This window comes from Janibacter alkaliphilus (assembly GCF_013408565.1).
GTDB classification, from domain to species: domain Bacteria; phylum Actinomycetota; class Actinomycetes; order Actinomycetales; family Dermatophilaceae; genus Janibacter; species Janibacter alkaliphilus.
The window spans coordinates 359,466-386,457 of sequence record NZ_JACBZX010000001.1 but is presented as its reverse complement, the minus strand read 5'-3'; the positions used below and the strand labels follow the sequence as shown (position 1 = coordinate 386,457).

The 26,992-nt window shown below is 72.8% G+C and carries 25 protein-coding genes; 22 read left to right on the top strand and 3 right to left on the bottom strand.

Going from position 1 to position 26,992, the window contains the following annotated elements; all coding sequences use genetic code 11:
* Positions 1-50: 50 nt before the first annotated feature.
* From BJY28_RS01805 to hemL, 7 genes are read left to right on the top strand one after another with little or no spacing between them, the layout of a single operon-like run.
* Positions 51-743 (top strand): redox-sensing transcriptional repressor Rex, encoded by a 693-nt coding sequence (locus BJY28_RS01805; protein WP_179461486.1) that lies wholly within the window; start codon positions 51-53, stop codon positions 741-743.
* Positions 740-2,014: a glutamyl-tRNA reductase gene (locus BJY28_RS01800; protein WP_179461485.1), complete on the top strand. Its 1,275-nt coding sequence runs from the start codon at positions 740-742 to the stop codon at positions 2,012-2,014. The genes BJY28_RS01805 and BJY28_RS01800 overlap by 4 nt, the downstream gene beginning before the upstream one ends.
* On the top strand, positions 2,011-2,973 hold the full coding sequence (gene hemC, locus BJY28_RS01795; RefSeq protein WP_179461484.1) for a hydroxymethylbilane synthase: 963 nt from the start codon (positions 2,011-2,013) through the stop codon (positions 2,971-2,973). Before BJY28_RS01800 ends, hemC begins: the two co-directional genes overlap by 4 nt.
* Complete coding sequence (locus BJY28_RS01790; RefSeq protein ID WP_179461483.1) at positions 2,970-4,622, top strand: uroporphyrinogen-III synthase; 1,653 nt, start codon at positions 2,970-2,972, stop codon at positions 4,620-4,622. The genes hemC and BJY28_RS01790 overlap by 4 nt, the downstream gene beginning before the upstream one ends.
* Positions 4,622-5,641 carry a porphobilinogen synthase gene (gene hemB / locus BJY28_RS01785; RefSeq protein ID WP_179461482.1) on the top strand — a complete coding sequence of 340 codons (1,020 nt, stop codon included), beginning with the start codon at positions 4,622-4,624 and terminating at the stop codon, positions 5,639-5,641. The genes BJY28_RS01790 and hemB overlap by 1 nt, the downstream gene beginning before the upstream one ends.
* Before the next feature lie 15 nt (positions 5,642-5,656).
* Entirely contained in the window at positions 5,657-6,148 is a 492-nt protein-coding gene (locus BJY28_RS01780; protein WP_246313325.1) for a MarR family winged helix-turn-helix transcriptional regulator, read from the top strand.
* A 14-nt stretch (positions 6,149-6,162) separates the two neighbouring features.
* Entirely contained in the window at positions 6,163-7,500 is a 1,338-nt protein-coding gene (hemL, locus tag BJY28_RS01775; RefSeq protein ID WP_179461481.1) for a glutamate-1-semialdehyde 2,1-aminomutase, read from the top strand.
* A gap of 301 nt (positions 7,501-7,801) precedes the next feature.
* On the opposite strand, the gene BJY28_RS01770 is transcribed toward hemL, so the two are convergent.
* The gene (locus tag BJY28_RS01770) at positions 7,802-8,503 is read right to left on the bottom strand and encodes a spermidine synthase family protein (protein WP_179461480.1); all 702 of its coding nucleotides are present in this window, start codon (positions 8,501-8,503) and stop codon (positions 7,802-7,804) included.
* Between the two features lie 178 nt (positions 8,504-8,681).
* Between BJY28_RS01770 and BJY28_RS01765 the strand changes: the two genes are divergently transcribed.
* Genes BJY28_RS01765 through BJY28_RS01750 form a run of 4 tightly spaced genes read left to right on the top strand, consistent with a single transcriptional unit; the run spans position 8,682 to position 13,091 of the window.
* On the top strand, positions 8,682-9,395 hold the full coding sequence (locus tag BJY28_RS01765; protein WP_179461479.1) for a succinate dehydrogenase/fumarate reductase transmembrane subunit: 714 nt from the start codon (positions 8,682-8,684) through the stop codon (positions 9,393-9,395).
* 16 nt (positions 9,396-9,411) lie between these two features.
* Entirely contained in the window at positions 9,412-11,397 is a 1,986-nt protein-coding gene (locus BJY28_RS01760) for a fumarate reductase/succinate dehydrogenase flavoprotein subunit (RefSeq protein WP_179461478.1), read from the top strand.
* Positions 11,398-11,402: 5 nt separating this feature from the next.
* Positions 11,403-12,146, top strand: a complete 744-nt coding sequence (locus tag BJY28_RS01755; RefSeq protein WP_179463878.1) for a succinate dehydrogenase/fumarate reductase iron-sulfur subunit — start codon at positions 11,403-11,405, stop codon at positions 12,144-12,146.
* Positions 12,147-12,173: 27 nt separating this feature from the next.
* Positions 12,174-13,091 (top strand): hypothetical protein, encoded by a 918-nt coding sequence (locus tag BJY28_RS01750; protein WP_179461477.1) that lies wholly within the window; start codon positions 12,174-12,176, stop codon positions 13,089-13,091.
* 18 nt (positions 13,092-13,109) lie between these two features.
* Here the strand turns inward: BJY28_RS01750 and BJY28_RS01745 are convergent, their stop codons facing one another.
* A complete protein-coding gene (locus tag BJY28_RS01745; protein ID WP_179461476.1) occupies positions 13,110-13,883 on the bottom strand; it encodes a CPBP family intramembrane glutamic endopeptidase in 774 nt (257 codons plus the stop codon).
* Between the two features lie 81 nt (positions 13,884-13,964).
* Complete coding sequence (locus tag BJY28_RS01740) at positions 13,965-14,150, bottom strand: hypothetical protein (RefSeq protein ID WP_179461475.1); 186 nt, start codon at positions 14,148-14,150, stop codon at positions 13,965-13,967.
* A gap of 130 nt (positions 14,151-14,280) precedes the next feature.
* Between BJY28_RS01740 and BJY28_RS01735 the strand changes: the two genes are divergently transcribed.
* The 11 genes from BJY28_RS01735 (at position 14,281) to BJY28_RS01685 (ending at position 26,980) form a co-directional block, all read left to right on the top strand.
* Positions 14,281-14,907, top strand: coding sequence for a TetR/AcrR family transcriptional regulator (locus BJY28_RS01735; RefSeq protein ID WP_179461474.1), 627 nt, complete (start codon positions 14,281-14,283; stop codon positions 14,905-14,907).
* 58 nt (positions 14,908-14,965) lie between these two features.
* The gene (gene metG, locus BJY28_RS01730) at positions 14,966-16,771 is read left to right on the top strand and encodes a methionine--tRNA ligase (protein WP_179461473.1); all 1,806 of its coding nucleotides are present in this window, start codon (positions 14,966-14,968) and stop codon (positions 16,769-16,771) included.
* 3 nt (positions 16,772-16,774) lie between these two features.
* Positions 16,775-17,695 (top strand): TatD family hydrolase, encoded by a 921-nt coding sequence (locus BJY28_RS01725; RefSeq protein WP_179461472.1) that lies wholly within the window; start codon positions 16,775-16,777, stop codon positions 17,693-17,695.
* Positions 17,696-17,922: 227 nt separating this feature from the next.
* The gene (locus tag BJY28_RS16550) at positions 17,923-19,170 is read left to right on the top strand and encodes a resuscitation-promoting factor (protein ID WP_343036909.1); all 1,248 of its coding nucleotides are present in this window, start codon (positions 17,923-17,925) and stop codon (positions 19,168-19,170) included.
* A 112-nt stretch (positions 19,171-19,282) separates the two neighbouring features.
* The gene (gene rsmA, locus BJY28_RS01715) at positions 19,283-20,167 is read left to right on the top strand and encodes a 16S rRNA (adenine(1518)-N(6)/adenine(1519)-N(6))-dimethyltransferase RsmA (protein ID WP_179461471.1); all 885 of its coding nucleotides are present in this window, start codon (positions 19,283-19,285) and stop codon (positions 20,165-20,167) included.
* Positions 20,164-21,102 (top strand): 4-(cytidine 5'-diphospho)-2-C-methyl-D-erythritol kinase, encoded by a 939-nt coding sequence (locus tag BJY28_RS01710; RefSeq protein ID WP_179461470.1) that lies wholly within the window; start codon positions 20,164-20,166, stop codon positions 21,100-21,102. The genes rsmA and BJY28_RS01710 overlap by 4 nt, the downstream gene beginning before the upstream one ends.
* The gene (locus tag BJY28_RS01705; RefSeq protein ID WP_179461469.1) at positions 21,102-22,940 is read left to right on the top strand and encodes an ABC-F family ATP-binding cassette domain-containing protein; all 1,839 of its coding nucleotides are present in this window, start codon (positions 21,102-21,104) and stop codon (positions 22,938-22,940) included. Before BJY28_RS01710 ends, BJY28_RS01705 begins: the two co-directional genes overlap by 1 nt.
* A 143-nt stretch (positions 22,941-23,083) precedes the next feature.
* Positions 23,084-24,079, top strand: a complete 996-nt coding sequence (locus BJY28_RS01700; protein ID WP_179463876.1) for a siderophore ABC transporter substrate-binding protein — start codon at positions 23,084-23,086, stop codon at positions 24,077-24,079.
* Between the two features lie 75 nt (positions 24,080-24,154).
* Positions 24,155-25,150, top strand: a complete 996-nt coding sequence (locus BJY28_RS01695; RefSeq protein ID WP_179461468.1) for an ABC transporter permease — start codon at positions 24,155-24,157, stop codon at positions 25,148-25,150.
* Positions 25,143-26,228 carry an iron chelate uptake ABC transporter family permease subunit gene (locus BJY28_RS01690; RefSeq protein WP_179461467.1) on the top strand — a complete coding sequence of 362 codons (1,086 nt, stop codon included), beginning with the start codon at positions 25,143-25,145 and terminating at the stop codon, positions 26,226-26,228. The genes BJY28_RS01695 and BJY28_RS01690 overlap by 8 nt, the downstream gene beginning before the upstream one ends.
* Complete coding sequence (locus BJY28_RS01685) at positions 26,225-26,980, top strand: ATP-binding cassette domain-containing protein (RefSeq protein ID WP_179461466.1); 756 nt, start codon at positions 26,225-26,227, stop codon at positions 26,978-26,980. The genes BJY28_RS01690 and BJY28_RS01685 overlap by 4 nt, the downstream gene beginning before the upstream one ends.
* Positions 26,981-26,992: the final 12 nt, after the last annotated feature.

The following is a 26,992-nucleotide window of genomic DNA, read 5'->3' as shown; positions in this document are numbered from 1 at the left end:
CCCTCTCGACATCTGTAGAGAATGGGTCCGGAGAGGAGCGCAGGCCACCCGTGTCCGCCGAGCCGAACGCCAAGCCGGGGATCCCCGACGCGACGGTGGCGCGGCTCCCTGGGTACCTGCGGGCGCTGGGCCAGCTGACCGGGCGGGGCGTCTCCTCGGTCTCCAGCGAGGAGCTGGCCGAGTCCTCCGGCGTCAGCAGCGCCAAGCTCCGCAAGGACCTGAGCCACCTCGGCTCCTACGGGGTGCGCGGCGTGGGCTACGACGTCTCCCACCTCAGCTACCAGATCTCCCGGGCGCTGGGCCTGACCCGCGACTGGCCGGTGGTCATCGTCGGCATGGGGAACCTGGGCCGTGCCCTGGCCTCCTACGGCGGCTTCGCCACGAAGGGGTTCGAGGTCGTCGCCCTGCTCGACCACGACCCGCAGGTGGTCGGGGCCGTCATCGACGGGCTGACCGTCGAGCCGATGAGCGCCCTGGCCCGGCTCTCCGCCGAGGGCAGCGCCTCCATCGGGGTCATCGCCACCCCGGCCGGCTCCGCGCAGACGGTCGCCGACGCCCTCGTCGCCGCCGGGGTCACCTCGGTGCTCAACTTCGCCGGCGGCGTGGTGCACGTGCCCGAGGAGGTCCACCTGCGCAAGGTCGACCTCTCCACCGAGCTGCAGATCCTCGCCTTCCACGAGCAGCGCCGCGCCGGCGGAGCCGGTCTGCCCGACGTCGCCCAGGTCGCCAGGGGGATGTCATGAGCCTGCTGGTCATCGGGCTGAGCCACCACCGCGCGCCGATCGACGTGCTGGAGCGGGCGGCCCTGGACGAGACCCGCCGCGCCCGGCTGGCGACGCTGGCCTCGCAGAGCGACGACGTCGTCGAGTCGGTGGTCGTCTCGACCTGCAACCGCACCGAGATCTACGCCGAGGTGGGCACCTTCCACGGGGCGGTGGCCGACCTCACCGACGCGCTAGTCGAGGCCACCCTGGTCAGCCGCGACCAGCTCCGCGAGCACCTCGACCTGCAGTACGGCGAGGCCGCGGTGGCGCACGTCTTCAACGTGGCCGCCGGGCTGGACTCGATGGCGGTCGGCGAGTCCCAGATCCTCGCCCAGCTGCGTGAGGCGCTGGCCCTCAGCCAGAGCGAGGGGCACGTCGGTCCCACCCTGAACGCGCTGGTCCAGCGCGCCCTGCGGGCCGGCAAGCGGGTGCACACCGACACCGACATCGATGCGGTCAGCCGGTCGCTGGTCAGCACCGGGCTGGACCTGGCCGAGCAGCACGTCGGCCCGCTGAGCGGCGCCCACGTCCTGGTCATCGGCGCCGGCGCGATGAGCGGGCTCGCCGCCACCACGGCCGCCCGCCGCGGCGCCGGCTCGCTCACCGTGCTCAACCGCACCCTGGCCCGCGCCGAGGCGCTCGCCGCCCGGCTGGACGCCAGCGCGGTGGACACCACCCGGCTCACCGATGCGCTGGCCCGGGCCGACGTCGTCATCTCGTGCACCGGCTCGGCCGGCCTGGTCGTCCAGCTCGCCGACGTGGCCGACGCGCAGGTGGCCCGCGGCGGCGGACGGCAGGCCTACGTCGACCTGGCGCTGCCGCACGACGTGGCCAGCGAGGTGGCCGGGCTGCGCGGCGTGCTCCGGGTGGGTCTGGCCGAGCTCGGCCAGGCCGTCGACGGCGCCAGCACCTCCCCGGAGGTCGACCGGGCCCGGGCGATCGTCGCCGAGGAGGTCTCCCGGCACAGCACCGAGCGCGCCGCCAGCGCCGCGGCGCCGGCCGTCCGGGCGATGCGCGAGGCCGCCCAGCAGGTGATGGAGCGCGAGCTCGACCGGCTGCACCAGCGCACCCCGCAGATGAGCGACCGAGAGCGCGAAGAGGTGCGCCTGGCCATGCACCGGATCGTGGAGAAGCTGCTCCACGGCCCCACGGTGCGGGTCAAGGAGATGGCCGTCGACGGCCGGATCGGCGAGTACGAGGAGGCCATCCGGCAGCTCTTCGACCTGCACTCCGACGGGGGGCTGCGATGACCACCCTTCGTCTGGGCACCCGCCGCTCCGCCCTGGCCACCACCCAGTCCGGGCTGGTGGCCGACCGGCTGCGGGCCGCCGGCCACACCGTCGAGCTCGTCGAGATCGTCACCGAGGGCGACACCAACCGCGCCCCGCTGGCCTCCATGGGCGGGACCGGTGTCTTCGCCAGCGCGCTGCGCGAGGCGCTGCACGAGGGCCGGGTCGACCTCGCCGTGCACTCCCTCAAGGACCTGCCGACCGCCCCCGAGGAGGGCCTCGTGGTGGCCGCCGTGCCGCCCCGCGAGGACCCTCGGGACGCGCTCGTCGCCCGGGACGGGCTCACCCTCGGCGAGCTGCCCGCCGGCTCGCGGGTGGGCACCGGATCCCCGCGCCGCCGCTCCCAGCTCGCCGCCCTCGGGCTCGGCCTGGAGCTGGTGGAGATCCGCGGCAACGTCGGCACCCGGCTGGCCCGGGTCGGCGAGGACCTCGACGCCGTGGTGCTCGCCCTCTCCGGCCTCGCCCGCCTCGGGCTGACCGAGCAGGTGAGCGAGGCGATCGACCCGCTGCAGGTGCTGCCGGCGCCTGGCCAGGGAGCCCTGGCCGTGGAGTGCCGCGAGCAGGACACCCGGGTCCGCGACGCTCTGGCGCCGCTGGACCACCCCGACACCCGCGCCGCGGTCACCGCGGAGCGAGCGGTGCTGGCGGCCCTGGAGGCCGGCTGCTCCGCACCCGTCGGTGCGCTCGCCGAGGTCGTCGAGGACGTCGACGGCCCGGTGCTCTCGTTGCGTGCCGCGGTGGTCGCCCCCGACGGGGGCGACGAGCTGCGCCGGTCGCTGACCGGCCCGCTCACGGAGGCGGACGCCCTCGGCGACCGCCTCGCCCAGATCCTGCTCGAGGACGGTGCCGACGAGATCGTCGCCGCCGCGAGCCAGACCCCGACCCCTTCCACCACGACCAGTCCGGAGCGTGCCCTGTGACCGGCCAGCACTCGTCCGCCCCCTCCACCCCCGCCGCCCGGCGGCCCGCGCGGGTCGCCTTCGTCGGGGCCGGACCAGGGGCCAAGGACCTGCTCACCCTCGCCGCCGTCGACCTCCTCGGGAGGGCCGACGCGGTGATCACCGACCAGCTCACCGCCGGCGGCCTCGTCGACGAGCTCGCCCCCGAGGGGGTCGAGGTCGTCGACGCCAGCCACGGCGAGCACGGCAAGGAGCTCACCCACGCCTCCCGGGCCAAGCTCGTCGTCAAGACGGCGAAGGCGCACAAGGGCGGCGTCGTGGTGCGCCTCATGGACGGCGACCCCGCGGTCTTCAACGGGCTCGCCGAGGAGGCCGCCGCGCTGGCCAAGGCCGGCATCGAGTTCGACATCGTGCCCGGGGTCTCCGCCGTCAGCGCGGTCCCGGCCTACGCCGGGGTGCCGCTGAGCAGCTCCGCCGTCTCCGGGGTGCACGTCGTCGACGCCGCCCGCGCCGGCAGCCACGACTTCAGCGCCGCCGTGGCCAAGGACGTCACGGTCGTCGTCATGGGCCTGCCCGAGCAGCTCGGTCCGGCCGTGGCCGCGCTGCGCGAGGCCGGTCGTCCTGGGGAGACGCCGGTGGCGCTCACCCAGGGCGGCACCACCACCACCCAGGTCACCCGGACCACCACGCTGGCCGACGTCGAGCAGGCCCTGGAGGGTCTGTCGGTGCCGACGCTGGCCGTGGTCGGACCGACCGTGGAGCTGCGCGAGCGGCTGTCCTGGTTCGAGACCAAGCCGCTCTTCGGCTGGCGGGTGCTCGTGCCGCGGACCAAGGAGCAGTCCGGCTCGATGCAGCAGCGGCTGGTCCACCACGGCGCCACCAGCGAGGTCGTCCCGACGATCAGCGTCGAGCCGCCGCGCACCCCGCAGGCGATGGAGCGGGCCGTCCGCGGCCTGGTCACCGGTCGCTACGAGTGGATCGGCTTCACCTCGGTGAACGCGGTCAAGGCGGTCCGGGAGAAGTTCGAGGAGTTCGGCCTGGACGCCCGGGCCTTCTCCGGCCTGAAGATCGCCGCGGTCGGCGGGGTCACCGCGGACGCCCTGCGCGACTGGGGGATCGAGCCCGACCTCACCCCGTCCGGGGAGTCCTCGGCCCGTGGTCTGCTGGAGGACTGGCCGCCCTACGACGAGGTGCTGGACCCGATCAACCGGGTCTTCCTGCCCCGCGCCGACATCGCCACCGACACCCTCGTCGCCGGCCTGCAGGAGAGCGGCTGGGAGGTCGACGACGTCACCGCCTACCGGACCGTCCGGGCGGCCCCGCCGGCCGCCCCGATCCGGGACGCGCTCAAGCAGGGCGGCTTCGACGCGGTGGTCTTCACCTCGTCCTCGACCGTGCGCAACCTCGTCGGCATCGCCGGCAAGCCGCACACCAGCACGGTCATCGCCTGCATCGGGCAGGCCACCGCGAAGACCGCCGAGGAGGCCGGGCTGCGGGTCGACGTGATCGCTCCGCAGACCGACGCCGTCTCGCTGGTGGACGCGCTGGCCGACCACGGGCGGGCGCTGCTCGAGGCGGCCGCGGAGGCCGGCGACGAGGCGGTGCGCCCCTCCCAGCGCCGCCGCAGCAGCGGTCGTCGCAAGACCTCCGGCCGACGCTCCGCGACCTGATGACAGCCGCGAGCGGACCGCTGGTCCGACCCCGGCGGCTGCGCGGCAGCGCGCCGCTGCGACGACTGGTCCGCGAGACCCGGGTGCACCCGGCCCAGCTGGTGCTGCCCGCCTTCGTCCGCGAAGGGATCACCGCGCCGGTCGAGATCTCCAGCATGCCCGGGGTGCACCAGCACACCGTGGACAGCCTGGTGGACCTCGCCCGGGAGTGCGTCGCCGCCGGGATCGGCGGGATCATGCTCTTCGGGGTACCGGCGACCAAGGACGCCCGCGGGTCCGGCGCCGACGACCCCGAGGGCATCCTCAACGTCGCCACCCGGGCGGTCGTCGACGCGGTCGGCGACGAGCTGGTGGTGATGACCGACCTCTGCCTCGACGAGTTCACCGACCACGGGCACTGCGGGGTGCTGAGCACCGACCAGCGCGGCGAGGTGGTCGTCGACAACGACGCCACCCTGGAGCGGTACGCCAGCATGGCGATCGCCCAGGCCGAGGCGGGCGCCCACGTGCTCGGCCCGTCCGGGATGATGGACGGGCAGATCGCCCGCATCCGGCAGGCGCTGGACGAGGCCGGGCACTCCGACGTCGCCCTGCTCGCCTACGCCGCGAAGTACACCTCGGCGCTCTACGGCCCCTTCCGCGAGGCGGTGGACTCCTCGCTCACCGGGGACCGGGCCACCTACCAGCAGGACCCGGCCAACGGCCGGGAGGCGCTGCGCGAGATCGCGCTGGACGTCGCCGAGGGCGCCGACATCATCATGGTCAAGCCCGGCCAGCCGCACCTGGACGTCATCGCCGCCGCCGCGGAGGTCTCCCCGGTGCCGGTCGCCGCCTACCAGATCTCCGGGGAGTACAGCCAGATCGTCGCGGCTGCCGAGCGCGGCTGGATCGACCGCGACGCGGCCGTGGCGGAGTCGCTGACCCACCTGAGCCGGGCGGGGGCCCGGATCATCCTCACCTACTTCGCCATCGAGCACGCGACGGGACACCGCGCGCCCGACGGCGACCGTCGAAGGTAACCCGTAGGGGGACGCATGACCGAGATGCCGGACGAGACTCGCTGGCTCGACGACGACCAGCAGCACCACTGGCGCGCCTACCTGCGCGGCTCCCGCCTCCTGGAGCGGGCGCTGGGCGAGGACCTCGCGCCGCTGGGCATCCAGCTGGCCGAGTACGAGCTGGTCTCGATGCTGTCCGAGGCGCCGGGCCAGCGGATGCGGATGTCGCACCTCGCCGACCGGATCGTCCAGTCGCGCTCACGGGTGACGCACACCGCCGCCCGCCTGGAGCGGCGCGGCTGGGTGTCGCGGGCGCCCGCGCCCGACGACGGGCGCGGGGTGGACATCGAGCTCACCGACAGCGGCCGAGAGGTGCTGGACCGGGTCTCCGGCCTGCACGTCGACTCGGTGCGCCGCCACCTCGTCGACGCCCTCACCCCGGCCCAGCTCGCCGCCCTCGGTGACGCCATGGGCACGGTCCGGGACGCCCTCGCCCCGGACCACCAGGAGATCGGGCTCGACGGCTGAGCGAGACTGGGGGGATGAGCCCTCAGCCGATCACCGCAGCCTCCGAGGCCGTCATCGCACGCGGCCGCGCCGTCACCCCGGGCGGGGTCAACTCCCCGGTCCGGGCCTTCCGCGCCGTCGGCGGCACCCCCCGGGTGATCCGCGAGGCGAGCGGGCCGTGGCTCACCGACGTCGACGGGCAGCGCTACGTCGACCTCGTCGGCAGCTGGGGCCCGATGATCCTGGGGCACACCCACCCGGACGTGCTGGCCGCGGTGACCCGGGCCGCCGCCCGCGGCTTCTCCTTCGGCACCCCCAGCGAGAACGAGGTGCTGCTGGCCGAGGAGATCGTCTCCCGGGTCGCGCCGGTCGAGCAGGTGCGCCTGGTCAGCTCCGGCACCGAGGCGACGATGTCCGCGCTGCGCCTGGCCCGCGGCGCCACCGGCCGCGACGTCGTCGTGAAGTTCGCCGGCTGCTACCACGGGCACGTCGACGCGCTGCTGGCCGAGGCCGGCTCCGGGGTGGCCACCCTCGCCCTGCCCGGCTCGGCCGGGGTGCCGGCCAGCTCGGCGGGGGAGACCCTCGTGCTGCCCTACAACGACGTGGCCGCGCTCGAGGCCGCCTTCGCCGAGCGCGGCGGCGAGATCGCCGCGGTGATCACCGAGGCCAGCCCCGGCAACATGGGCGTGGTGCCGCCCGCGCCCGGCTACACCGAGGCGCTGCGCCGGGTGACCGCGGCGCACGGGGCGCTGCTGATCAGCGACGAGGTGATGACCGGCTTCCGGTGCAGCCCGAGCGGCTGGTACGGCCTGGAGACAGGGCCCCAGGGCGCCCACCCCGGCGGGTACGCCGGTGGCGCTCCTGATCTCTTCACCTTCGGCAAGGTCATGGGCGGGGGCTTCCCGGCCGCCGCCTTCGGCGGGCGCGCCGACCTCATGGCCCGGCTCAGCCCGGACGGGCCGGTCTACCAGGCCGGCACCCTGTCCGGTAACCCGGTGGCCACCGCCGCCGGGCTGGCCACCCTGCGCGGCTGCGACGACGACCTCTACCGACGGCTGCAGCAGACCGCGGACACCGTCTCCACCGCCGCGTCCGAGGCGCTCACCCAGCAGGGGGTGCCGCACACCGTGCAGCGGGCCGGGTCGATGTTCAGCATCTTCTTCCGGGAGGGGCCGGTCACCGACTACGCCGCCGCCCAGGGGCAGGACACCGCCGCCTTCGGCCGCTTCTTCCACGCGATGCTGGACGGCGGGGTGCACCTGCCGCCGAGCAGCTTCGAGTCCTGGTTCGTCTCCGGGGCGCACGACGAGGCGGCGGTGCAGGTGATCCTCGACGCGCTGCCCGCGGCCGCCCGCGCCGCCGCCTCCGCCTGACCCCGCGACCGACTCCTGCGCAACTGCCCGGGCAATTCACCCCCACGGTGCGCAACTGCCCGGGTTTTTTGCGGAGGACGCTGCGCAACTGCCCGGGCAATTCACCCTTACTGCGCAACTGCCCGGGCAATTCACCCCCACGGTGCGCAACTGCCCGGGCTTTTGCGGAGGACGGTGCGCAACTGCCCGGGCTTTTGCGGAGGACGCTGCGCAACTGCCCGGGCTTTTGCGAAGAACGGTGCGCAACTGCCCGGGTTCTTGCGAAGGACCGGGCGCGTCCGACCGGGGGGCGCGGCCTGGCTCAGGGGCGGGCGAGGTAGATCGCGTACTCCAGCTGCCGGCCCTCACGCTCCACGGCGAAGGGGATCTCCTGAGTCGGGGCGAGGTCGGTGAGCCGGGCCAGCAGCTCCGGCTCGCGCTGCGCCGCCCAGATCGCGAGCGCACCGCCGGGGGAGACCTGGCCCAGCGCCGACGCCAGCGCGTCCGCCGCGTAGATCCGGGCGTTGCCCGGGTGCAGCAGGAAGCTCGGACCGTTGTCCACGTCGAGCAGCACCAGGTCCCAGGGCCCGGGCGGCAGGTACTCGGCCGCGCCCGGCGACGGGTCTACGGCCAGCACGTCAGCGACGTCGCCGACGTGCACCCGCGCCCGCGGGTGGCGCCCGAGCACCCCGAGCGTCGGGGTCAGCCCGAGCCGGGCCCACATCACCAGGTCCTCCTCGAGCTCGACGACGTCCAGCCGCCGCACCCGGGAGTCCTTGAGCACGCTGAGCGCCGTGAAGCCCAGCCCCAGGCCGCCGACCAGCACCCGCTCCGGGCTGCTCAGCAGGGCCAGGGTGCGCTCGGCCAGCGCGGTCTCGGTGCTGGTGTCGCGCGAGTCCATCGCGAAGACCCCGGCGACCACCAGCTCGTGCACGGTGGCGCCGTCGACGGTCCGCTCCCGCAGCGCGATCTCGCCGCGCGGGGTCTCGGCACGGACCACGGTGCGCGGGTCCTCGTGGGTCATCGTCCTCCTGACGTCGTGGCCGTCATCGTCGCACGCGCGGCCGGGCAGCACGCGCCCCGCGCAACGAGTTTCACGCATCGACCGTTGTCTATTACGCCTTGGTAACCGGGCCGAGGTCACACCCGACGGGGCCGAGGGTGGCTGCGTGACCGCCGCCACGAAGGGGTAGTTTGAGGGGGTGGCTACGACGACACTCCCGACGAAGCGGAAGGGGGCGGCGCGTTCCTCCATCGGCCTGAAGCTGCTGATGGCCGGGACCGGCGTCATCTTCATCCTGTACGTGCTGCTGCACATGTACGGCAACCTCAAGGCGCTCGCCGGGCAGGAGTCGTTCGACACCTATGCCCACCACCTGCGCACCTTCGGCGAGCCGATGCTGCCCTACGAGGGGCTGCTGTGGATCGTGCGGGTCGTGCTCATCCTGGCGATCGTCGGGCACCTGTACGCCGCCTTCACCCTGTGGTCGCGCAACAGCGGCGCCCGCAGCCAGCGCTACGCGGTGAAGAAGGCGGCGCACTCGACGCTCGCGTCGCGGACGATGCGCTGGGGCGGGGTGGCCCTGCTCGCCTTCATCGTCTTCCACCTCATCCACTTCACGATCGCCAAGCCGAACCTCAACAGCGAGGCCAGCGCCGAGGCGGTCAAGGAGAGCCCGTACGTGATGATCTCGGCCTCCTTCGACCTGTGGTGGGTCGTGCTCATCTACACGGTGGCCATCGCCGCGCTGGGGATGCACCTCTACCACGGCGTCTGGAGCGCCGCGCAGACGATGGGCCTGACCGGCTCGGCGACCGCCCGCTCGCGGGCCAAGGCGCTCGGCGCGCTGATCGCCGCGGTGGTCGTCGTCGGCTTCCTCATCCCGCCGTACGCGCTCTTCCTCGACCTCGTCTGACCCGCGGAGGCACGACATGACCGACACCCTGAACGACACCGACACGCTCAGCGAGTACTTCACCGACGGCACCCCGCTGGTCGACACCCGCGCCCCGGACGTCGACATCGCCCAGATGTGGACCCAGGCCCAGTTCGACAACGCCCTGGTCAACCCGGCCAACCGCCGCAAGCTCGACGTCATCATCGTCGGCACCGGCCTGGCCGGCGCCTCGGCGGCGGCGACGATGGGCGAGGCCGGCTACAACGTCAAGGCCTTCTGCTACCAGGACAGCGCCCGCCGGGCCCACTCGATCGCCGCCCAGGGCGGGATCAACGCCGCCAAGAACTACAACGACGACGGCGACTCGACCTATCGGCTCTTCTACGACACGGTCAAGGGCGGCGACTACCGCTCCCGGGAGACCAACGTCTACCGCCTGGCCGAGGTGAGCACCAAGATCATCGACCAGTGCGTCGCCCAGGGCGTCCCCTTCGCCCGCGAGTACGGCGGCCTGCTGGACAACCGCTCCTTCGGCGGCGTGCAGGTGGCCCGCACCTTCTACGCGGCCGGCCAGACCGGGCAGCAGCTGCTCATCGGCGCCTACCAGGCGATGGAGCGCCAGGTCGCCGCCGGCACCGTGCAGGAGTACACCCGGCACGAGATGCTCGAGGTGGTCGTCGTCGACGGCGTCGCCCGCGGGATCATCACCCGGGACATGATGACCGGGCACATCGAGACCCACCTGGCCGACGTCGTGGTGCTGGCCACCGGCGGCTACGGCAACGTCTTCTTCCTCTCCACCAACGCCATGGGCTGCAACGTCACTGCGGCCTGGCGCGCGCACCGCAAGGGCGCCTACTTCGGCAACCCCTGCTACACCCAGATCCACCCGACCTGCATCCCGGTCAGCGGCGAGCACCAGAGCAAGCTCACCCTGATGTCGGAGTCGCTGCGCAACGACGGCCGGATCTGGGTGCCCAAGCGGGCCGAGGACTGCGACAAGGACCCGCGGCAGATCCCGGAGGAGGACCGCGACTACTACCTGGAGCGGATCTACCCCGCCTTCGGCAACCTCGTGCCCCGGGACATCGCCTCCCGGCAGGCGAAGAACATGTGCGACGAGGGTCGCGGCGTGGGCCCGAAGGTGGGCGACTTCCGCCGCGGGGTCTACCTCGACTTCGCCGCCGCCATCGAGCGGATGGGCCGGTCGGCGGTCGAGGCCAAGTACGGCAACCTCTTCGACATGTACGCCCGGATCACCGGTGAGGACCCCTACCAGGTCCCGATGCGGATCTACCCGGCGGTGCACTACACGATGGGCGGGCTGTGGGTCGACTACGACCTGCAGACCTCGATCCCCGGTCTCTACGCCGTGGGCGAGGCCAACTTCTCCGACCACGGCGCCAACCGGCTCGGGGCCTCCTCGCTCATGCAGTGCCTGGCCGACGGCTACTTCGTGCTGCCGAACACCATCCGCAACTACCTCGCCAAGGGCCCCTTCGAGAAGGTCGCCGAGGACCACCCGGCGGTGGTCGAGGCCGAGCAGTCGGTGCGCAGCCGGATCGACCGCTTCCTGTCGATCAACGGCGAGCGCACCCCCGACTCCTTCCACCGCGAGCTCGGCAACGTCATGTGGGAGTACTGCGGGATGGAGCGGACCGACGCCGGTCTGCGCAAGGCGATCGACCTCATCCGGGGGCTGCGCGAGGAGTTCTGGCGCAACCTCAAGGTGCTGGGCACCGCCGACTCGCTCAACCAGAGCCTGGAGAAGGCCGGCCGGGTGGCCGACTTCCTCGAGCTCGGCGAGCTGATGTGCATCGACGCGCTGCACCGGCGCGAGTCCTGCGGCGGGCACTTCCGCGCGGAGAGCCAGACCGAGGACGGCGAGGCGCTGCGGCACGACGACGAGTTCGCCTACGTCGCGGCCTGGGAGTTCACCGGCGACGCGGACCGGCCGGTGCTGCACAAGGAAGACCTGAGCTACAAGTTCATCGAGCTGAAGCAGCGGAGCTACAAGTGAGCGGCATGAATCTGACCCTCAAGATCTGGCGGCAGGCCGGACCGGACGCCTCCGGCGAGCTGGTCACCTACCAGATGACCGACGTCTCCGAGGACATGAGCTTCCTGGAGATGCTCGACGTCCTCAACGAGCGGCTGGCGGCCGAGGGCACCGAGCCGATCGCCTTCGACAGCGACTGTCGCGAGGGCATCTGCGGGATGTGCGGCCTGATGATCTCCGGCGACGCGCACGGCCCGGAGCGCACCACGACGTGCCAGCTGCACATGCGCTCGTTCAACGACGGCGACACGATCACCGTCGAGCCGTGGCGGGCCGACGCCTTCCCGGTGGTGCGCGACCTCGTCGTCGACCGCACTGCCTTCGACCGGATCATCCAGTCCGGCGGCTTCATCTCGGTCAACACCGGCGCCGCCCCCGAGGCGCACTCGGTGCCGGTGCCCAAGCCGGACGCCGACCGCGCCTTCGACGCCGCCAAGTGCATCGGGTGCGGCGCCTGCGTGGCGGCCTGCCCGAACGCCTCCGGGATGCTCTTCATGGGCGCCAAGGTCACCCACCTCGGCGAGGTGCCCCAGGGCCAGCCGGAGCGCCCGGCGCGGGTGCTGGCGATGGTCGACCAGCACGACCTCGAGGGCTTCGGCGGGTGCACCAACATCGGCGAGTGCGCCGGTGCCTGCCCCAAGGAGATCCCGCTGGACGTCATCTCCCAGCTGAACAAGGACCTGCGCTCGGCCGCCTTCCACCGCGGCTGAGGGCGTCGGTCGGGGGGAGCGAGCCAGGTGCGGCCCGGGAGCAGCGCAGCGTCGTCGGACGTTCGGGAGCGGCCGTCCACGGCCGCGTCCTGGCGGCTCTGGCCGGTCCGCTGTGCGGCGCTGGCCGGCTCGGCCTCCCTCGTGCTCGCCGGCTGCCTGCCCGGGGAGGGCGAGGAGGAGTCCTCCGGGCCGTCCTCGGCTCCGCTGACCACGACGAGCACCGACTCGTCGAGCAGCAGCTCGAGCAGCGCGTCCGGCGGGGGCGAGCAGACCTGCGAGGCCCGGCAGCCGACGGACCTGCTCACCCAGGCCAAGGACTACATGGCGGCCAGCCAGAACGTCACCATCGAGGTCGACGGCAGCAACGAGGAGACCGGGGACTACACGCTGAGCGCGGCCGGTGCCAGCGAGGACAAGAAGAACGGCAGCTGGCGGGTCCTGCTGGAGCAGGACGAGGGCGGCACGCTGGAGATGCGGAAGGTGGGCTGGACCCGCTTCGTCAAGGCGGACGAGGCCTACCTGGAGGGCACCGAGAAGGACAACCCCCTGCGCGAGCACGCCGACCAGTGGGTGAAGTTCGGCTGGGACGCCGACAGCGAGTCCCTGGACAGCCTCAGCCCGGCGACGCTCGTCGACCTCAACTTCTTCGGCGAGAGCCTGGACGCCTGGGACGTCGACGGCAGCGGGGTGCGCTGCACCGAGCTGCGCGGACGGGCCGCGCTGCAGATGGACGCGGCCGCCGGCCGGGGAGGGGGCAGCGGCTCCCGGGTCCTGTGGATCGCGCAGGGCGCCGAGCCGCAGATGCTCCAGCTGGCCTTCACCAAGGGCGAGCAGAGCACCACCATGCGCTTCAGCGACTGGAACGAGACCGACGTCAGCCGGTGGGGCGCCCCGGCCGGAGCGCGCTCCCTGAAGGAGGACGAGGCCGGCGACATCGAGATGTGAGGCCGGCAGGCAGACCGCTCAGCCGAGCCAGCCCAGGTGGTCGGCGAGCAGGGCGTAGCCGACGAAGGCCACCGCGTCGATGAGCGCGTGCGCGACGACCAGCGGTCCCACCCGGCGGGTGCGCAGGTAGACCACGCCCAGCAGCAGGCCCATCGCCACGTTGCCGAGGAAGGCGCCGAACCCCTGGTAGAGGTGGTAGCTGCCCCGGATCAGGGCGCTGACCACGACGATCTGCACGCTCGACCAGCCCGCCTCGGCCCACCGGGTGAAGAGGTAGCCGACCATGACGACCTCCTCGAGCAGCGCGTTCTGCACGGCTGCGAGCAGCAGCACCGGGACCACCCACCAGCCGCCCTGGAGGTCGGCGGCCACCACCGTGGTGGTCACGCCCAGCGCCCGGCCGAGCAGGTAGAGGCCGAGCCCCGGGATGCCGATGAGCGCGGCCAGACCGGCGCCGCGCAGCAGGTCGCGGCTCGGTTCTCGGGTGTCCAGGCCGATCATCCGCGCCGGGTGCCGGTGCTGGCGGGCCAGCAGGTGCAGCGCCAGGGCCACCGGCACCAGCGCGATCGCGATCCCGGCGAGCTGGTAGGTCGCGTCCAGCCAGCCGCCGCCGGCCACCGCCGACGAGTTCAGCGTCGCGGTCTGCTCCGCCAGCCCGCCCGGCTCGAGCAGCGCGGTGGTCAGCGAGAGCACCGCCCAGACGGCGGAGGCGCCGAGCGAGACGCCCAGGACCAGCGCCGTCTCGGTCAGCGCCGTCCGCGGCGGGAGGGGTGGCCGGTCGCCGTCGGGCATGGGCTCACCCTAGGGGCACGCAGCGGGGGCGGCCGCTGCGTCAGGCAGCGACCGCCCCCGGGGTCGGATCCTCCGAGCCGCTCAGTGACCGAGGGCCAGCTGGCGGTAGTAGCGACCCATCGGCTGGTGGCTGGCGACCCGCTCGGCGCGGTGCTCGGCGAAGAACTCGATGGTGGCCATGGTGACCGAGACCACGAGGACCAGGGCGGCCAGGCCGACCATGGCGGCGATCACGGTCATGAAGGGGACGATGCTCTCGATGCTCATGGTGCGCTTTCCTTTCTACGTCTGTAGTAACGACACTACGGATGTAGAAGACCGGTGTCAAGCCCGGCCGGTCCGGCGCCGTCGACCGCTGCGGCGGGGTAGCCTGGCGGGCCGAAGGGAGGCGCCACCGATGACCGCACCCACGAGCTCGCCGCCGAACCAGGACGAGCAGGCCAAGGAGCTCACCCCGCGGATGCGGCAGATCCTCGACGCAGCCGTCGTGGTCACCGCCCGCGCCGGGCTGCGCGGGCTGACCCACCGAGCGGTCGACGCCGAGGCCGGTCTGCCCCAGGGCAGCACCTCCGCCTACCTGCGCACCCGGATGGCGCTGCTGACAGCGCTCGCCGACCACGTCGCCGGGCTGTGCAAGGAGCCGATCGACGGGCTGGCGGCCGAGCTGCGCGACGGGGCGGAGAGCGAGCAGGTCATCGAGCACGCCATCGACCTCTTCGTCGGCTGGCTGGACGCGCCCGACCTCACCCTGGCCCGGCTCGAGCTGGAGCGCGAGGCGCTGCGCCAGCCCGAGCTGCAGGCCGTCTCCGGCTCGTGGCGGCAACGGCTGCTGGACACCGTCACGGAGATCCTCACCACCGTCGGCGTCGTCGAGGTGGAGCTGTACTCCTCGGCGATCATCTCGGCGATCGACGGGGTACTCGTCGACGCGCTCTCCCGCCCCGCCGACCAGCGCGAGGAGTACGTGCGGGTGATGGCCCGGGTGATCATCGACGCCTTCGTCACCCAGGTGAAGGGGGAGTGACCCCCGGGCCCGGTGGCCGGTCCGGGCGGCCGCGCGGCTGCTCCTAGGATTGAGCACCATGAAGGTCCTCTCCGCCGTCGCCTGGCCGTACGCCAACGGCCCCCGCCACCTCGGCCACGTCGCCGGCATCGGGGTCCCCTCGGACGTCTTCAGCCGGTACATGCGGATGGCCGGCCACGACGTGCTCGTGGTCAGCGGCTCGGACGAGCACGGCACCCCGATCCTCGTCCAGGCCGACAAGGAGGGGCTCACCGCGCGCGAGCTGGCCGACCGCAACCACCGGGTCATCGCCGACGAGCTGGCCGACCTCGGTTGCTCCTACGACCTCTACACCCGCACCACCAGCCGCAACCACTACGCGGTCGTCCAGGAGCTCTTCGAGCAGGTGCTGGCCAACGGCTACTTCCTCGAGCAGACCCAGCAGGTCGCGCTCGACCCGCGCACCGGGCGCACCCTGCCGGACCGCTACATCGAGGGCACCTGCCCGATCTGCGGCTACACCGAGGCCCGCGGCGACCAGTGCGACAACTGCGGCAACCAGCTCGAGCCGACCGACCTGAAGGACCCGCGCAGCAAGATCGACGGTGCGGTCCCGCAGTTCGGCGAGACCGAGCACTTCTTCCTGGACCTGCCCGCGCTGGCCGGGGCGCTGCGCACCTACCTCGAGGGCCGTGAGGCCACCGGCACGTGGCGGCCCAACGTCATCCGCTTCAGCCTGAACATCCTCGACGACATCCGGCCGCGGGCGATGACCCGGGACATCGACTGGGGCATCCCGCTGCCCGGCGAGCTCGGCACCCGCTACCCGAGCAAGCGGCTCTACGTGTGGTTCGACGCGGTCATCGGCTACCTCTCCGCGTCGATCGAGTGGGCCCGGCGCCTGGGTGAGCCGGACCGCTGGCGGGAGTGGTGGAACGACCCGGAGGCGCTGTCCTACTACTTCATGGGCAAGGACAACATCACCTTCCACTCCCAGATCTGGCCGGCCGAGCTGCTGGCCTACGCCGGCGCCGGCGACAAGGGCGGCGAGCCGGGGGAGTACGGCCGGCTGAACCTGCCCACCGAGGTCGTCTCCAGCGAGTTCCTCACCATGGAGTCGCGCCAGTTCTCCTCCAGCCGGGGCCACGTCATCGGGCTGCGGCACGTGCTGCAGACCTACGGGCCGGACCCGCTGCGCTACTTCATCTGCGCGGCCGGCCCGGAGAGCCAGGACGCCGACTTCACCTGGCCGGAGTTCGTGCAGCGCAACAACTCCGAGCTCGTCGGCGGGTGGGGCAACCTGGTCAACCGGACGGCCTCGATGGTCGCCAAGAGCTTCGGCGAGGTGCCCGCGCCCGGGACCCTGGAGCCGGTCGACGAGGCCGTCCGGGAGCGGGTCGCGCAGGCCTTCGACGAGGTCGGCGAGCTCATCCGGCGGCACCGGCAGAAGGCGGCGCTGGCCGCCGCGATGCGGGCCGTCGCCGAGGTGAACAAGTACGTCACCGACACCGAGCCCTTCCGGCTGAAGGGGGAGGACGAGCGCGAGCGCCTGGCCACGGTGCTGCACACCCTCATCCAGAGCGTCAGCGACCTCAACCTCGTGCTGGCGCCCTTCCTGCCGCACGCGGCGAACCGGGTCCACCTCGTGCTCGGCGGCACCGGAGAGCTGGTCCCGATGCCGCAGGTGCGCGAGGTCGACGACCTCGACGGCGGCCCCGGCTACCCGGTGATCACCGGCGACTACAGCGCCACCCCCGCCTGGGCGCCGACGCCGGTGACCGTGGGCGCACCGGTGGCGAAGCCGTCGCCGGTCTTCACCAAGCTCGACCCCGACGAGGTCGTCGGCCGCGAGCGCGCCGAGCTGGCCGAGCCGGGCCAGGGCTGAGCGGTGCCCCGCTCCAGCGGCCACGCCGCGGTCGCCCCGGCGCCCGACCCGCTGCCGGTCCCGGTGGTGGACAACCACACCCACCTGGACATCCGGCGCACCGACCTGCCCGACCCGCTGGCTGCCGAGCCGCCCGGGGTGCAGCCCGCGGGTGAGGACCAGGTCGACGAGGGCGGCCGCAGCACCGAGGACGTCGCCCGGGCGCTGCGGCAGGCGGCCGCCGTCGGCGTCGACCGGGTGGTGCAGGTCGGCTGCGACCTGGAGAGCGCCCGCTTCACCGTGGCGCAGCTCGAGCACCACCCGAGCATGCTCGGAGCGGTCGCGCTGCACCCGAACGAGGCCCCGCTGCTGGCCGAGCGCGGCGCGCTGGAGGCCGCCCTGACCGAGATCGAGGAGATGCTCGCCCACCCGCGGGTGCGCGCGGTCGGTGAAACCGGGCTGGACTACTACCGCACCGGTCCCGACGGCCGCCCGGCCCAGCACGAGTCCTTCCGCCGGCACATCGACCTGGCCAAGCGGCACGGCCTGGCCCTGCAGATCCACGACCGGGACAGCCACGAGGACGTGCTGCGCATCCTCGCCGAGGAGGGGGCGCCGGAGACCACGGTGCTGCACTGCTTCAGCGGCGACCTGACGATGGCCCGGGAGTGCGTCGAGCGCGGCTACCTGCTCTCCTTCGCCGGGACCGTGACCTTCAAGAGCGCCTCCGGGCTCCGTGACGCGCTCGCGGTCACCCCGCTGGAGCAGATCCTCGTCGAGACCGACGCCCCCTACCTCACCCCGGCCCCGCACCGCGGCTCGGCCAACGCCCCCTACCTCGTGCCGCTGACGGTGCGGGTGATGGCCGGCGTGCTCGGGGTGGACGTGCCCACGCTGTGCCAGGCGATCAGCGACACCAGCGAGCGCGCCTACGGCCCCTGGTAGGCGCCCGCCTCGCGGCGGCAGTCGGGGCTGTGGTGACCGTCTCGCGACCTCACCGTTACCGAAACTTGACCTTTGGGTGGTGGAGCGTGCATCGTGGTGTCCCGTTGGCCGGGGCCGGTTACCCCTGAATCCCCTGATGCTCGCCGACGCCGCCCCAGGCACCGCTGCCGGGTCGAGGCGTGCGAGCACGAACCGGTGCCCGGGAAGTGCAACCCCATCGGAGCATCGTGAGCGTCATCCCCCTTCGCCGTGTCACCCAGGTCGGTGTCGCCGGCGCCCTCATCCTGGGCGGTACCGGCGTGGCCGTCATGGACAAGTCCGTCGCCCTCGACGTCGACGGCGAGTCCAGCACCGTCCACTCCTTCGGCGGCACCGTCGGCGACGTCCTCGACAAGCAGGGCATCGAGCTCGGCAAGCACGACGTCGTCACCCCGGCCGCCTCGCAGGACGTCGAGGACGGTCAGGAGATCGTCGTCCGCTACGGCCGCAAGCTGACCGTGACCGTCGACGGCGAGAAGCGCGAGTACTGGACCACCGCCCTGACCGTGGGCGGCGCGCTCAAGCAGCTCGGCATCCGTGGCGGCGAGGACGCCGTGCTCTCCGCCTCCCGCAGCAAGAGCATCGGCCGGGACGGCCTCTCCATCGAGATGGCCACCCCCAAGGACGTCACCCTCGTCGTCTCCGGCAAGAAGTCCAAGGAGACCGTCACCGGCGTGAACGTCAGCCAGGCGCTGCGCGAGGCCGAGGCCACCGTCGACTCCAACGACAAGATCAACCCGGGCAAGTGGTCGGACGTCAAGGACGGCATGACCATCAAGGTCGACAAGATCAACCGCAAGAGCACCACCGAGACCACCTCGATCCCCTTCGAGACCGTGGTCAAGGAGGACTCCAGCCTCGCCGAGGGCACGACGAAGGTGGAGCAGGAGGGTCAGGCCGGCACCGAGCGGACCACCTACAAGGTGACCTACCGCAACGGTGACGCCGCGTGGCGCACCGAGGTCTCCTCGGAGGTGACCAGCGCACCGGTGGACCGGGTCGTCGTCGAGGGCACCAAGCCCGCCCCGGAGCCGGAGCCCGAGCCGGCCCCCGAGCCCAGCTCCAGCAGCTCCAGCGACAGCAGCTCCTCCAGCGAGAGCTCCTCGAGCGACAGCAGCTCGAGCTCGTCCAGCTCGTCCTCCTCCAGCAGCTCGAGCTCGTCCAGCTCCAGCTCCAGCTCCTCCGGGATCAACCTGGCCAACTCCGGCATGTGGGACCGGATCGCCCAGTGCGAGTCCACCGGCAACTGGTCGATCAACACCGGCAACGGCTACTACGGCGGTCTGCAGTTCGACATCCAGACCTGGCAGAGCGCCGGCGGCGGCGACTTCGCGCCGCGCGCCGACCAGGCCAGCCGCGCCGAGCAGATCACCGTGGCCAACCGGGTCTACGCCGACCGCGGCCTGCAGCCGTGGGGCTGCGCCCACGCCGCCTGACCCGACCTCACGTCGGCCGGACGGCCCCGACGAATCCCCGAGCGACTGCCGCTCGGGGGTTCGTCGCGTCCGGTGCCAGCCCGGGGCCCGCACCCGCCTAGAGTGACCAGCCATGACCCCCTCGTCCCCCGAGCCGCGGGCCGGCCTGCTCGGCGCCGCGCGCGTGCGTGAGCTCGCCGACCGGCTCGGGGTCCGGCCGACCAAGCAGTGGGGGCAGAACTTCGTCGTCGACGCGAACACGGTGCGCCGGATCGTGCGGGCCGCCGAGGTCGCCCCCGACGACACCGTGCTCGAGGTCGGTCCCGGCCTCGGCTCGCTGACCCTGGCGCTGCTGGAGCCCGGCTGCCGGGTGGCCGCAGTGGAGGTGGACCCGGTGCTGGCCTCGGCGCTGCCGGGCACCGTGGCCGAGCTCGCCCCGGCGGCCGCAGACCGGCTCACCGTGGTCCAGGCCGACGCGCTCCGGCTGGAGGAGCTGCCGCAGCCGCCCACCGCGCTGGTGGCGAACCTGCCCTACAACGTCTCGGTGCCGGTGGTGCTGCACCTGCTGCAGACCTTCCCGAGCATCCGGCGGGTGCTCGTCATGGTCCAGCTCGAGGTGGCCGAGCGGCTGGCGGCGCCGCCCGGCTCGCGGACCTACGGGGTGCCCAGCGTCAAGGCGGCCTGGTACGGCCAGGTGCGCCTGGCCGGTCGGGTGCCGCGCAGCGTCTTCTGGCCGGTGCCCAACGTCGACTCCGGGCTGGTCTCCCTGGAGCGCGGCGACCCGCCAGCCACCACCGCCGACCGGGAGCAGGTCTTCGCCGTGGTCGACGCCGCCTTCGCCCAGCGCCGCAAGACGGTGCGCTCCGCGCTCAGCGGACTGGCCGGCGGCGGACCGGCCGCCGAGGCGGCCCTGCTGGCGGCCGGGGTGGACCCGCGCAGCCGCGGCGAGCAGCTGGACGTCGCCGCCTTCGCCGCGATCGCCGAGGCGCTCGCCGGCGAGGCTAGGGTGACGACATGACCTCCGCCCTCGAGCTGCAGCCAGCGGTGACGGCCCGGGCGCCGGCCAAGGTCAACCTCGAGCTCGGCGTCGGTCCGCGGCGCGACGACGGCTACCACGACCTGGCCACGGTCTACCAGGCCGTGGGACTGCACGACGACGTCACCGCGGCCCCCGCCGACGAGTGGGGCTGCACCGTGACCGGCCGGGACGCCGGCTCGGTGCCCACCGACGAGGGCAACCTCGCGCTGGTCGCCGCCCGGCTGCTCGCCGAGCGCTCCGGGGCCCGGCAGCCGGTGCACCTGAGCATCCACAAGCAGATCCCGGTGGCCGGCGGCATGGCCGGCGGCTCGGCCGACGCGGCCGCCGCGCTGGTGGCCTGCCAGGAGCTGTGGTCGGTGGCGATGGAGCGGGACGAGCTGGACCGGCTCGCCGCCGAGGTCGGCAGCGACGTCCCCTTCCTGCTGCACGGCGGCACCGCCGTCGGCTCCGGTCGGGGCGAGCTGGTCACCCCGGTCCTGGCCCAGGGCACCTATCACTGGGTCTTCGTGCCGGTCCCGGGGGAGGGGCTGTCCACCCCCGAGGTCTACGCCGCCTTCGACGCCCGCCACGAGGGGCGACGGGTCAGCGAGCCGACGCCGGGCGCCGAGGTGATGAGCGCGGTGCGCTCCGGCGACCCGTCCGCGCTGGCCGCCGCGCTGAGCAACGACCTGCAGCCGGACGCGGTCGCCCTGCAGCCGCGGATCGGCGAGATCATCGGGGCCGCGCTGGAGTTCGGCGCGCTGGCCGCGATCGTCTCCGGGTCGGGACCCACCGTGGCGGCGCTGGCCTCCGGGCAGGAGGCGGCCATCGACCTGGCGGTCTCGCTGACCGCCTCCGGCGCCGCCGAGGACGTGCTGCGGGCCACCGGGCCGGTGCACGGCGCCCAGGTGCTGCCGACCCCGCGCCTGACCTGATGGCCAACCTCGTCTCCGTCGAGCGCGCCCGGCTCACCCTCGGCACCGCCGCCGTCCTCGACGACGTCTCGCTCGGGCTGAGCACCGGCTCCCGGGTCGGCATCGTCGGCCGCAACGGCGGCGGCAAGACCACCCTGCTGTCGGTGCTCGCCGGGACCCGTCAGCCCGACGAGGGCCGGGTCACCCGCGCCGGCGGGACCCGGGTCGACGTGCTCAGCCAGGGCGACACCCTGGACCCGGCCGCCACCGTCGCCGAGGCGGTGCTCGGCGGGATGGCCGAGCACGAGTGGGCCGGCGACGCCCGCATCCGCGACGTCCTCGACGGGCTGCTCGGTGGGCTCCAGGCCCCGGCCATGGGCGGCCTGGACGCCCTCGTCGGACCGCTCTCCGGCGGCGAGCGGCGCCGGCTGGCGCTCGCCCGGGCCCTCGTGGCCGACCCCGAGGTGCTGCTGCTGGACGAGCCGACCAACCACCTCGACGTCGAAGGGGTGGCCTGGCTGGCCGAGCACCTGGTGCGGCGCTGGTCCCGGCCGGACAACGCCCTGGCCGTGATCACCCACGACCGGTGGTTCCTGGACGCGGTCGCCGAGCGCACCTGGGAGGTCGTCGACGGCCGGGTCGAGCAGTACGACGGCGGCTACGCCGCCTACGTGCTGGCCAAGGCCGAGCGGGAGCGGATCGCCGCGGTGACCGCCGAGCGCCGCAACAACCTGCTGCGCAAGGAGCTCGCCTGGCTGCGCCGCGGGCCGCCGGCGCGCACCAGCAAGCCGAAGTTCCGGATCGACGCGGCGAACGAGCTGATCGCCGACGAGCCGCCGCCGCGCGACGAGGTCGAGCTCGTCCGCTTCGCCACCACCCGCCTCGGCAAGGACGTCATCGACCTGCACGACGCCTCCCTCGAGGTCGGCGGGCGCACCCTGCTGGACCGGGTCACCTGGCACCTCGCGCCGGGTGAGCGGATCGGCGTGGTCGGGGTCAACGGCGCCGGCAAGTCCACCCTGCTGCGCGCCCTCTCCGGCGAGCTGCCGCTGACCTCGGGCACCCGCAAGCAGGGGATCACCGTCCGGGTGGGCCACCTGACCCAGGAGGTGCGCGAGCTCGAGGCGCTCCGGCAGCGCCGGGTGATCGACGCGGTCGAGGAGGTCCGGGCGAGCACGATGGTCGGCGGCAAGGAGGTCTCGGCCTCGCAGCTGGCCAAGCGGCTCGGCTTCTCCGGCGGCCGCCAGCAGACCCGGGTGGGCGACCTCTCCGGGGGCGAGCGGCGCCGGCTGCAGATCCTGCGGCTGCTCATGGACGAGCCCAACGTGCTGCTGCTCGACGAGCCCACCAACGACCTGGACATCGAGACCCTCACCCAGCTCGAGGACGTCCTCGACGGCTGGGCCGGCACCCTGCTCGTCGTCAGCCACGACCGCTACCTGCTGGAGCGGCTCAGCGACCGCCAGGTCGCCCTGCTCGGCGACGGCCGGGTGCGCGACCTCCCCGGCGGCGTCGCCGAGTACCTCCGTCTCCGGGCCACCTCACCTTCCCCAGCTTTATCGGGTAACCCGATAAAGGCTCGGTCGCCGGAGAAGGCTTCCGGGGTTTCCGAGAGCTTCTCCGACGGCGGGTCCGGAGCGTCACCCGGGCAGGTGCGCGAGGCCCGCAAGATCATGGCCCGGGTCGAGAAGCAGCTGTCGAAGGTGGACACCCGCGAGCAGCGGCTGCACGAGGAGATGGCCGAGCAGGTCGACGACCACGAGCGGCTGCGTGACCTCGACGCCCGGCTGCGCGCTCTGCACGAGGAGCGTGAGACGCTCGAAGGGGAGTGGCTCGAGGCGGCCGAGCTCGTCGAGTAGCCGCTCCGCCCCCCCGGCGTGCGCGCTGGCGTCAGCCAAGGATAGGCTGCCCTTATCCACTCGCGGTGCGTGTCTCCCTTCGCCACGTCACCCGCGGGACGGATCAGCACATCACCATCCCGAACGCCACGAGGACGCTCACCATGAACGCCACCCGGACCTACCGAGGCCTCGCCCTCGGCACCATCGCCGCCCTGACCCTGGCTGCCTGCGGCAGCTCCGACGACGAGGGCTCCGGCTCGGGCGAGAGCTCGGCCGCCTCCGGCGACACCGTGACCATCACCGACAACGACGGCGAGAAGGAGGTCAGCGTCCCGCCGCAGTCCGTCGTCGCCACCGACAACCGGACCTTCGAGACCCTCGACTCCTGGGACGTCGAGCTGTCCGCCGCGGCCGTCTCGCTGATGCCGGACACGATCTCCTACACCGAGGACCAGGACATCGTCGACCTCGGCCTGCACACCGAGCCCGACCTGGAGGCGGTCGTCGCCGCCGAGCCGGACCTCATCATCAACGGGCAGCGCTACGCCGACTACGCCAGCGACTTCGAGGAGCTCGTGCCGGACGCCACCCTGGTCAACCTCGACCCGCGCGAGGGCGAGCCCTTCGACGAGGAGCTCAAGCGCCAGACCTCCGCGCTGGGCACCATCTTCGAGAAGGAGAGCGAGGCCGACGACCTGAACTCCGCCCTCGACGAGAGCATCCAGCGCGTCGAGGACGCCTACGACGACGAGCAGACCGTCATGGCGGTCATCGTCTCCGGCGGCGAGATCGGCTACGTCGTGCCGAGCACCGGCCGCACCATGGGCCCGCTCTTCGACATCTTCGGCTTCACCCCGGCGCTGGAGGTCGAGGGCTCCGACGACCACCAGGGCGACGACATCTCGGTCGAGGCGATCGCCGACTCCGAGCCGGACATCATGCTCGTCATGGACCGCGACGCCGCCGTCGGCCCGGAGGAGGGCCAGGAGTACCAGCCGGCCGCCGAGGTCATCGAGGAGTCCGAGGCGCTGCAGGACGTGCCGGCGGTGCAGGACGACAAGGTCATCTACATGCCGGACGACACCTACACCAACGAGAGCATCCAGACCTACACCGAGTACTTCAACAGCATCGCCGACGAGCTCGAGCAGAGCTGACCCGCGACCCGCTGACCGCCCTCGTCCCGCGGCCACCCGCCGCGGGACGAGGGCGCCCGTCGTGAACGGAGCCCGATGTCCACGATGACCGAGCCCGACGCCCGCCCCGCCCGGGACAAGGGCCGGCTGATCGACGGCAAGCTGCTGCTCGGCACCCTCGCCGTCGCCGCCCTGCTCGTGCTCTCCCTCTTCACCGGCGTGGTCGACGTCATCGGCGGCGGCGAGCAGGGGCGGGAGATGTTCGCCATCACCCGGGTGCCGCGCACCGTCGCCCTCGTGCTGGCCGGCGCCGCCATGGCGATGTCCGGCCTCGTCATGCAGCTGCTCACCCAGAACCGCTTCGTCGAGCCGACCACCATCGGCACCACCGAGTGGGCCGGGCTGGGCCTGATCCTCATGATGGTGCTCTTCCCCACGGCCGGCCTGCTGCCGCGGATGCTGGGCGCGATCGTCGCCGCCTTCATCGGCACGATGATCTTCTTCCTCTTCCTGCGCCAGGTGCAGCTGAGCTCCTCGCTCATCGTGCCGATCGTCGGGATCATGCTCGGGGCCGTCGTCGCCTCGGTGACCACCTACATCGCGCTGCTCACCGACACCCTGCAGAGCCTGGGCATCTGGTTCGCCGGCAGCTTCACCTCGGTGGTACGCGGGCAGTACGAGGCGCTGTACGTCGTCGCGCTCGTCGCGGTCGCGGTCTTCGTCGTCGCCGACCGCTTCACCATCGCCGGGCTCGGCGAGGACGTCGCCACCAACGTGGGCCTGAACTACCAGGCGGTCGTGCTCGTCGGCACCGGGCTGGTCGCCGTGGCCACCGGGGTGGTCACCGTCGTGGTCGGCAACCTGCCCTTCCTCGGGCTGATCGTGCCGAACGTCGTCTCGATGTTCCGAGGCGACGACCTGCGCAGCAACCTGCCGTGGGTGTGCCTGCTCGGCATCGCCATCGTCACCGTCTGCGACATCATCGGCCGCACCATCATCGCCCCCTTCGAGGTGCCGGTCTCGCTCATCCTCGGGATCGTCGGCGCAGTGGTCTTCGTCGCGCTGCTGCTGCGGAGCCGGCGTCATGGCTGAGGCGAGCACCGCCACGCCGGGCGCCCCGCTCGCCCAGGGACCGGGACCGGACCCCGCGGCCGGCGCCCCTACGGTCACCGTCGGCGCCGGCCCCTTCTCGACCAGCCAGGCGCGGCGGCGCTACTGGGGCCTGGTCGCGGGCCTGAGCGTGCTGGCCGCCCTCTTCGCCGCCGGGATCCTCGCCTGGGACAACCCGATGCCGTTCGGTACCACCGGCTTCTGGCGGATCGCCGAGCTGCGCGCGACCACGCTCACCGCGATCACCGTCGTCGTGATCTGCCAGGGCGTGGCCACGGTCGCCTTCCAGAGCGCGGTGAGCAACCGGATCATCACCCCCTCGATCATGGGCTTCGAGGCGCTCTACGTCGCGGTGCAGACCAGCGCGGTCTACCTCATGGGCGTGGCAGGGGTCGTGGCGCTGACCGGGGTGCCGCAGTTCGCGCTGCAGGTCGTGCTCATGGTCGCCTTCTCGCTGGTCCTCTTCGGCTGGCTGCTCTCCGGGCGCTACGGCAACATCCAGGTGATGCTGCTCGTCGGCATCATCATCGGCGGCGGCCTGCGCTCGGTCTCGACCTTCATGCAGCGGCTGCTCACCCCCAGCGAGTTCGACGTGCTCACCGCCCGGATGTTCGGCTCGGTCTCCAACGCCGACGCCGACTACTTCCCGCTGGCGATCCCGCTGTGCGTGCTCGCCACGGCCGGGCTGTGGTGGCGCGGGCGCCACCTGAACCTCGTCTCCCTGGGCCGCGACGTGAGCACCAACCTCGGGGTGGCGCACCGCCGCGAGGTGATGCTCACCCTCTTCCTCGTCTCCATCCTCATGGCAGTCTCCACCGCGCTCATCGGGCCGATGACCTTCCTCGGGTTCCTCGTCGCCACGCTCACCTACCAGCTGGCGCCGACCTGGGACCACCGCCACCTCTTCCCGGTGGCCGCGCTGCTCGGCTTCGTCGTGCTCGCGGGGGCCTACGTCGTGCTGAAGAACGTCTTCTACGCCGAGGGCGTCGTCTCCATCATCATCGAGGCCGTGGGCGGCACGGTCTTCCTCATCGTCATCCTCAGGAAGGGTCGGCTGTGATCGAGCTGCAGGGCGTGCGCAAGGACTACTCCAGCGAGGTGCGCATCGGCCCGGTGGACGTGGTCCTGCCGGCCGGCGGCATCACCGCGCTGGTCGGGCCGAACGGCGCCGGCAAGTCCACGTTGCTGACCATCATCGGACGGCTGCTCGGCGCCGACGCCGGGACCACGACGGTGGCCGGGCACGACGTCACCAGGACACCCAGCAAGGAGCTGGCGAAGATCGTCTCGGTGCTGCGCCAGGAGAACCACTTCGTCACCCGGCTCACCGTGCGCCAGCTCGTCGGGCTGGGTCGCTTCCCCTACAGCCGGGGGCGGCTGACGGTCGAGGACGAGCGGATCATCAGCCGCTCCATCGACTTCTTCGACCTCGGCGAGCTGCAGCACCGCTACCTCGACCAGCTCTCCGGCGGGCAGCGGCAGCGCGCCTACGTGGCGATGATCCTCAGCCAGGAGACCGACTACGTCCTGCTCGACGAGCCGCTGAACAACCTCGACATGAAGCACGCGGTGCTGATGATGCAGCACCTGCGCCGGGCCGCCGACGAGCTGGGCCGGACCATCGTCGTCGTGCTGCACGACGTGAACTTCGCCGGCCACTACGCCGACCAGATCTGCGCCATGAAGGACGGCGACGTGGTCGAGCTCGGCCCGCCCGCGGAGATCCTCACCGACGAGGTGCTGACCCGGGTCTTCGAGACGCCGGTGACCTGCATCGACGGTCCGCAGGGACCGCTGGCCGTGTACTTCTGAGGGCCGGTCCCT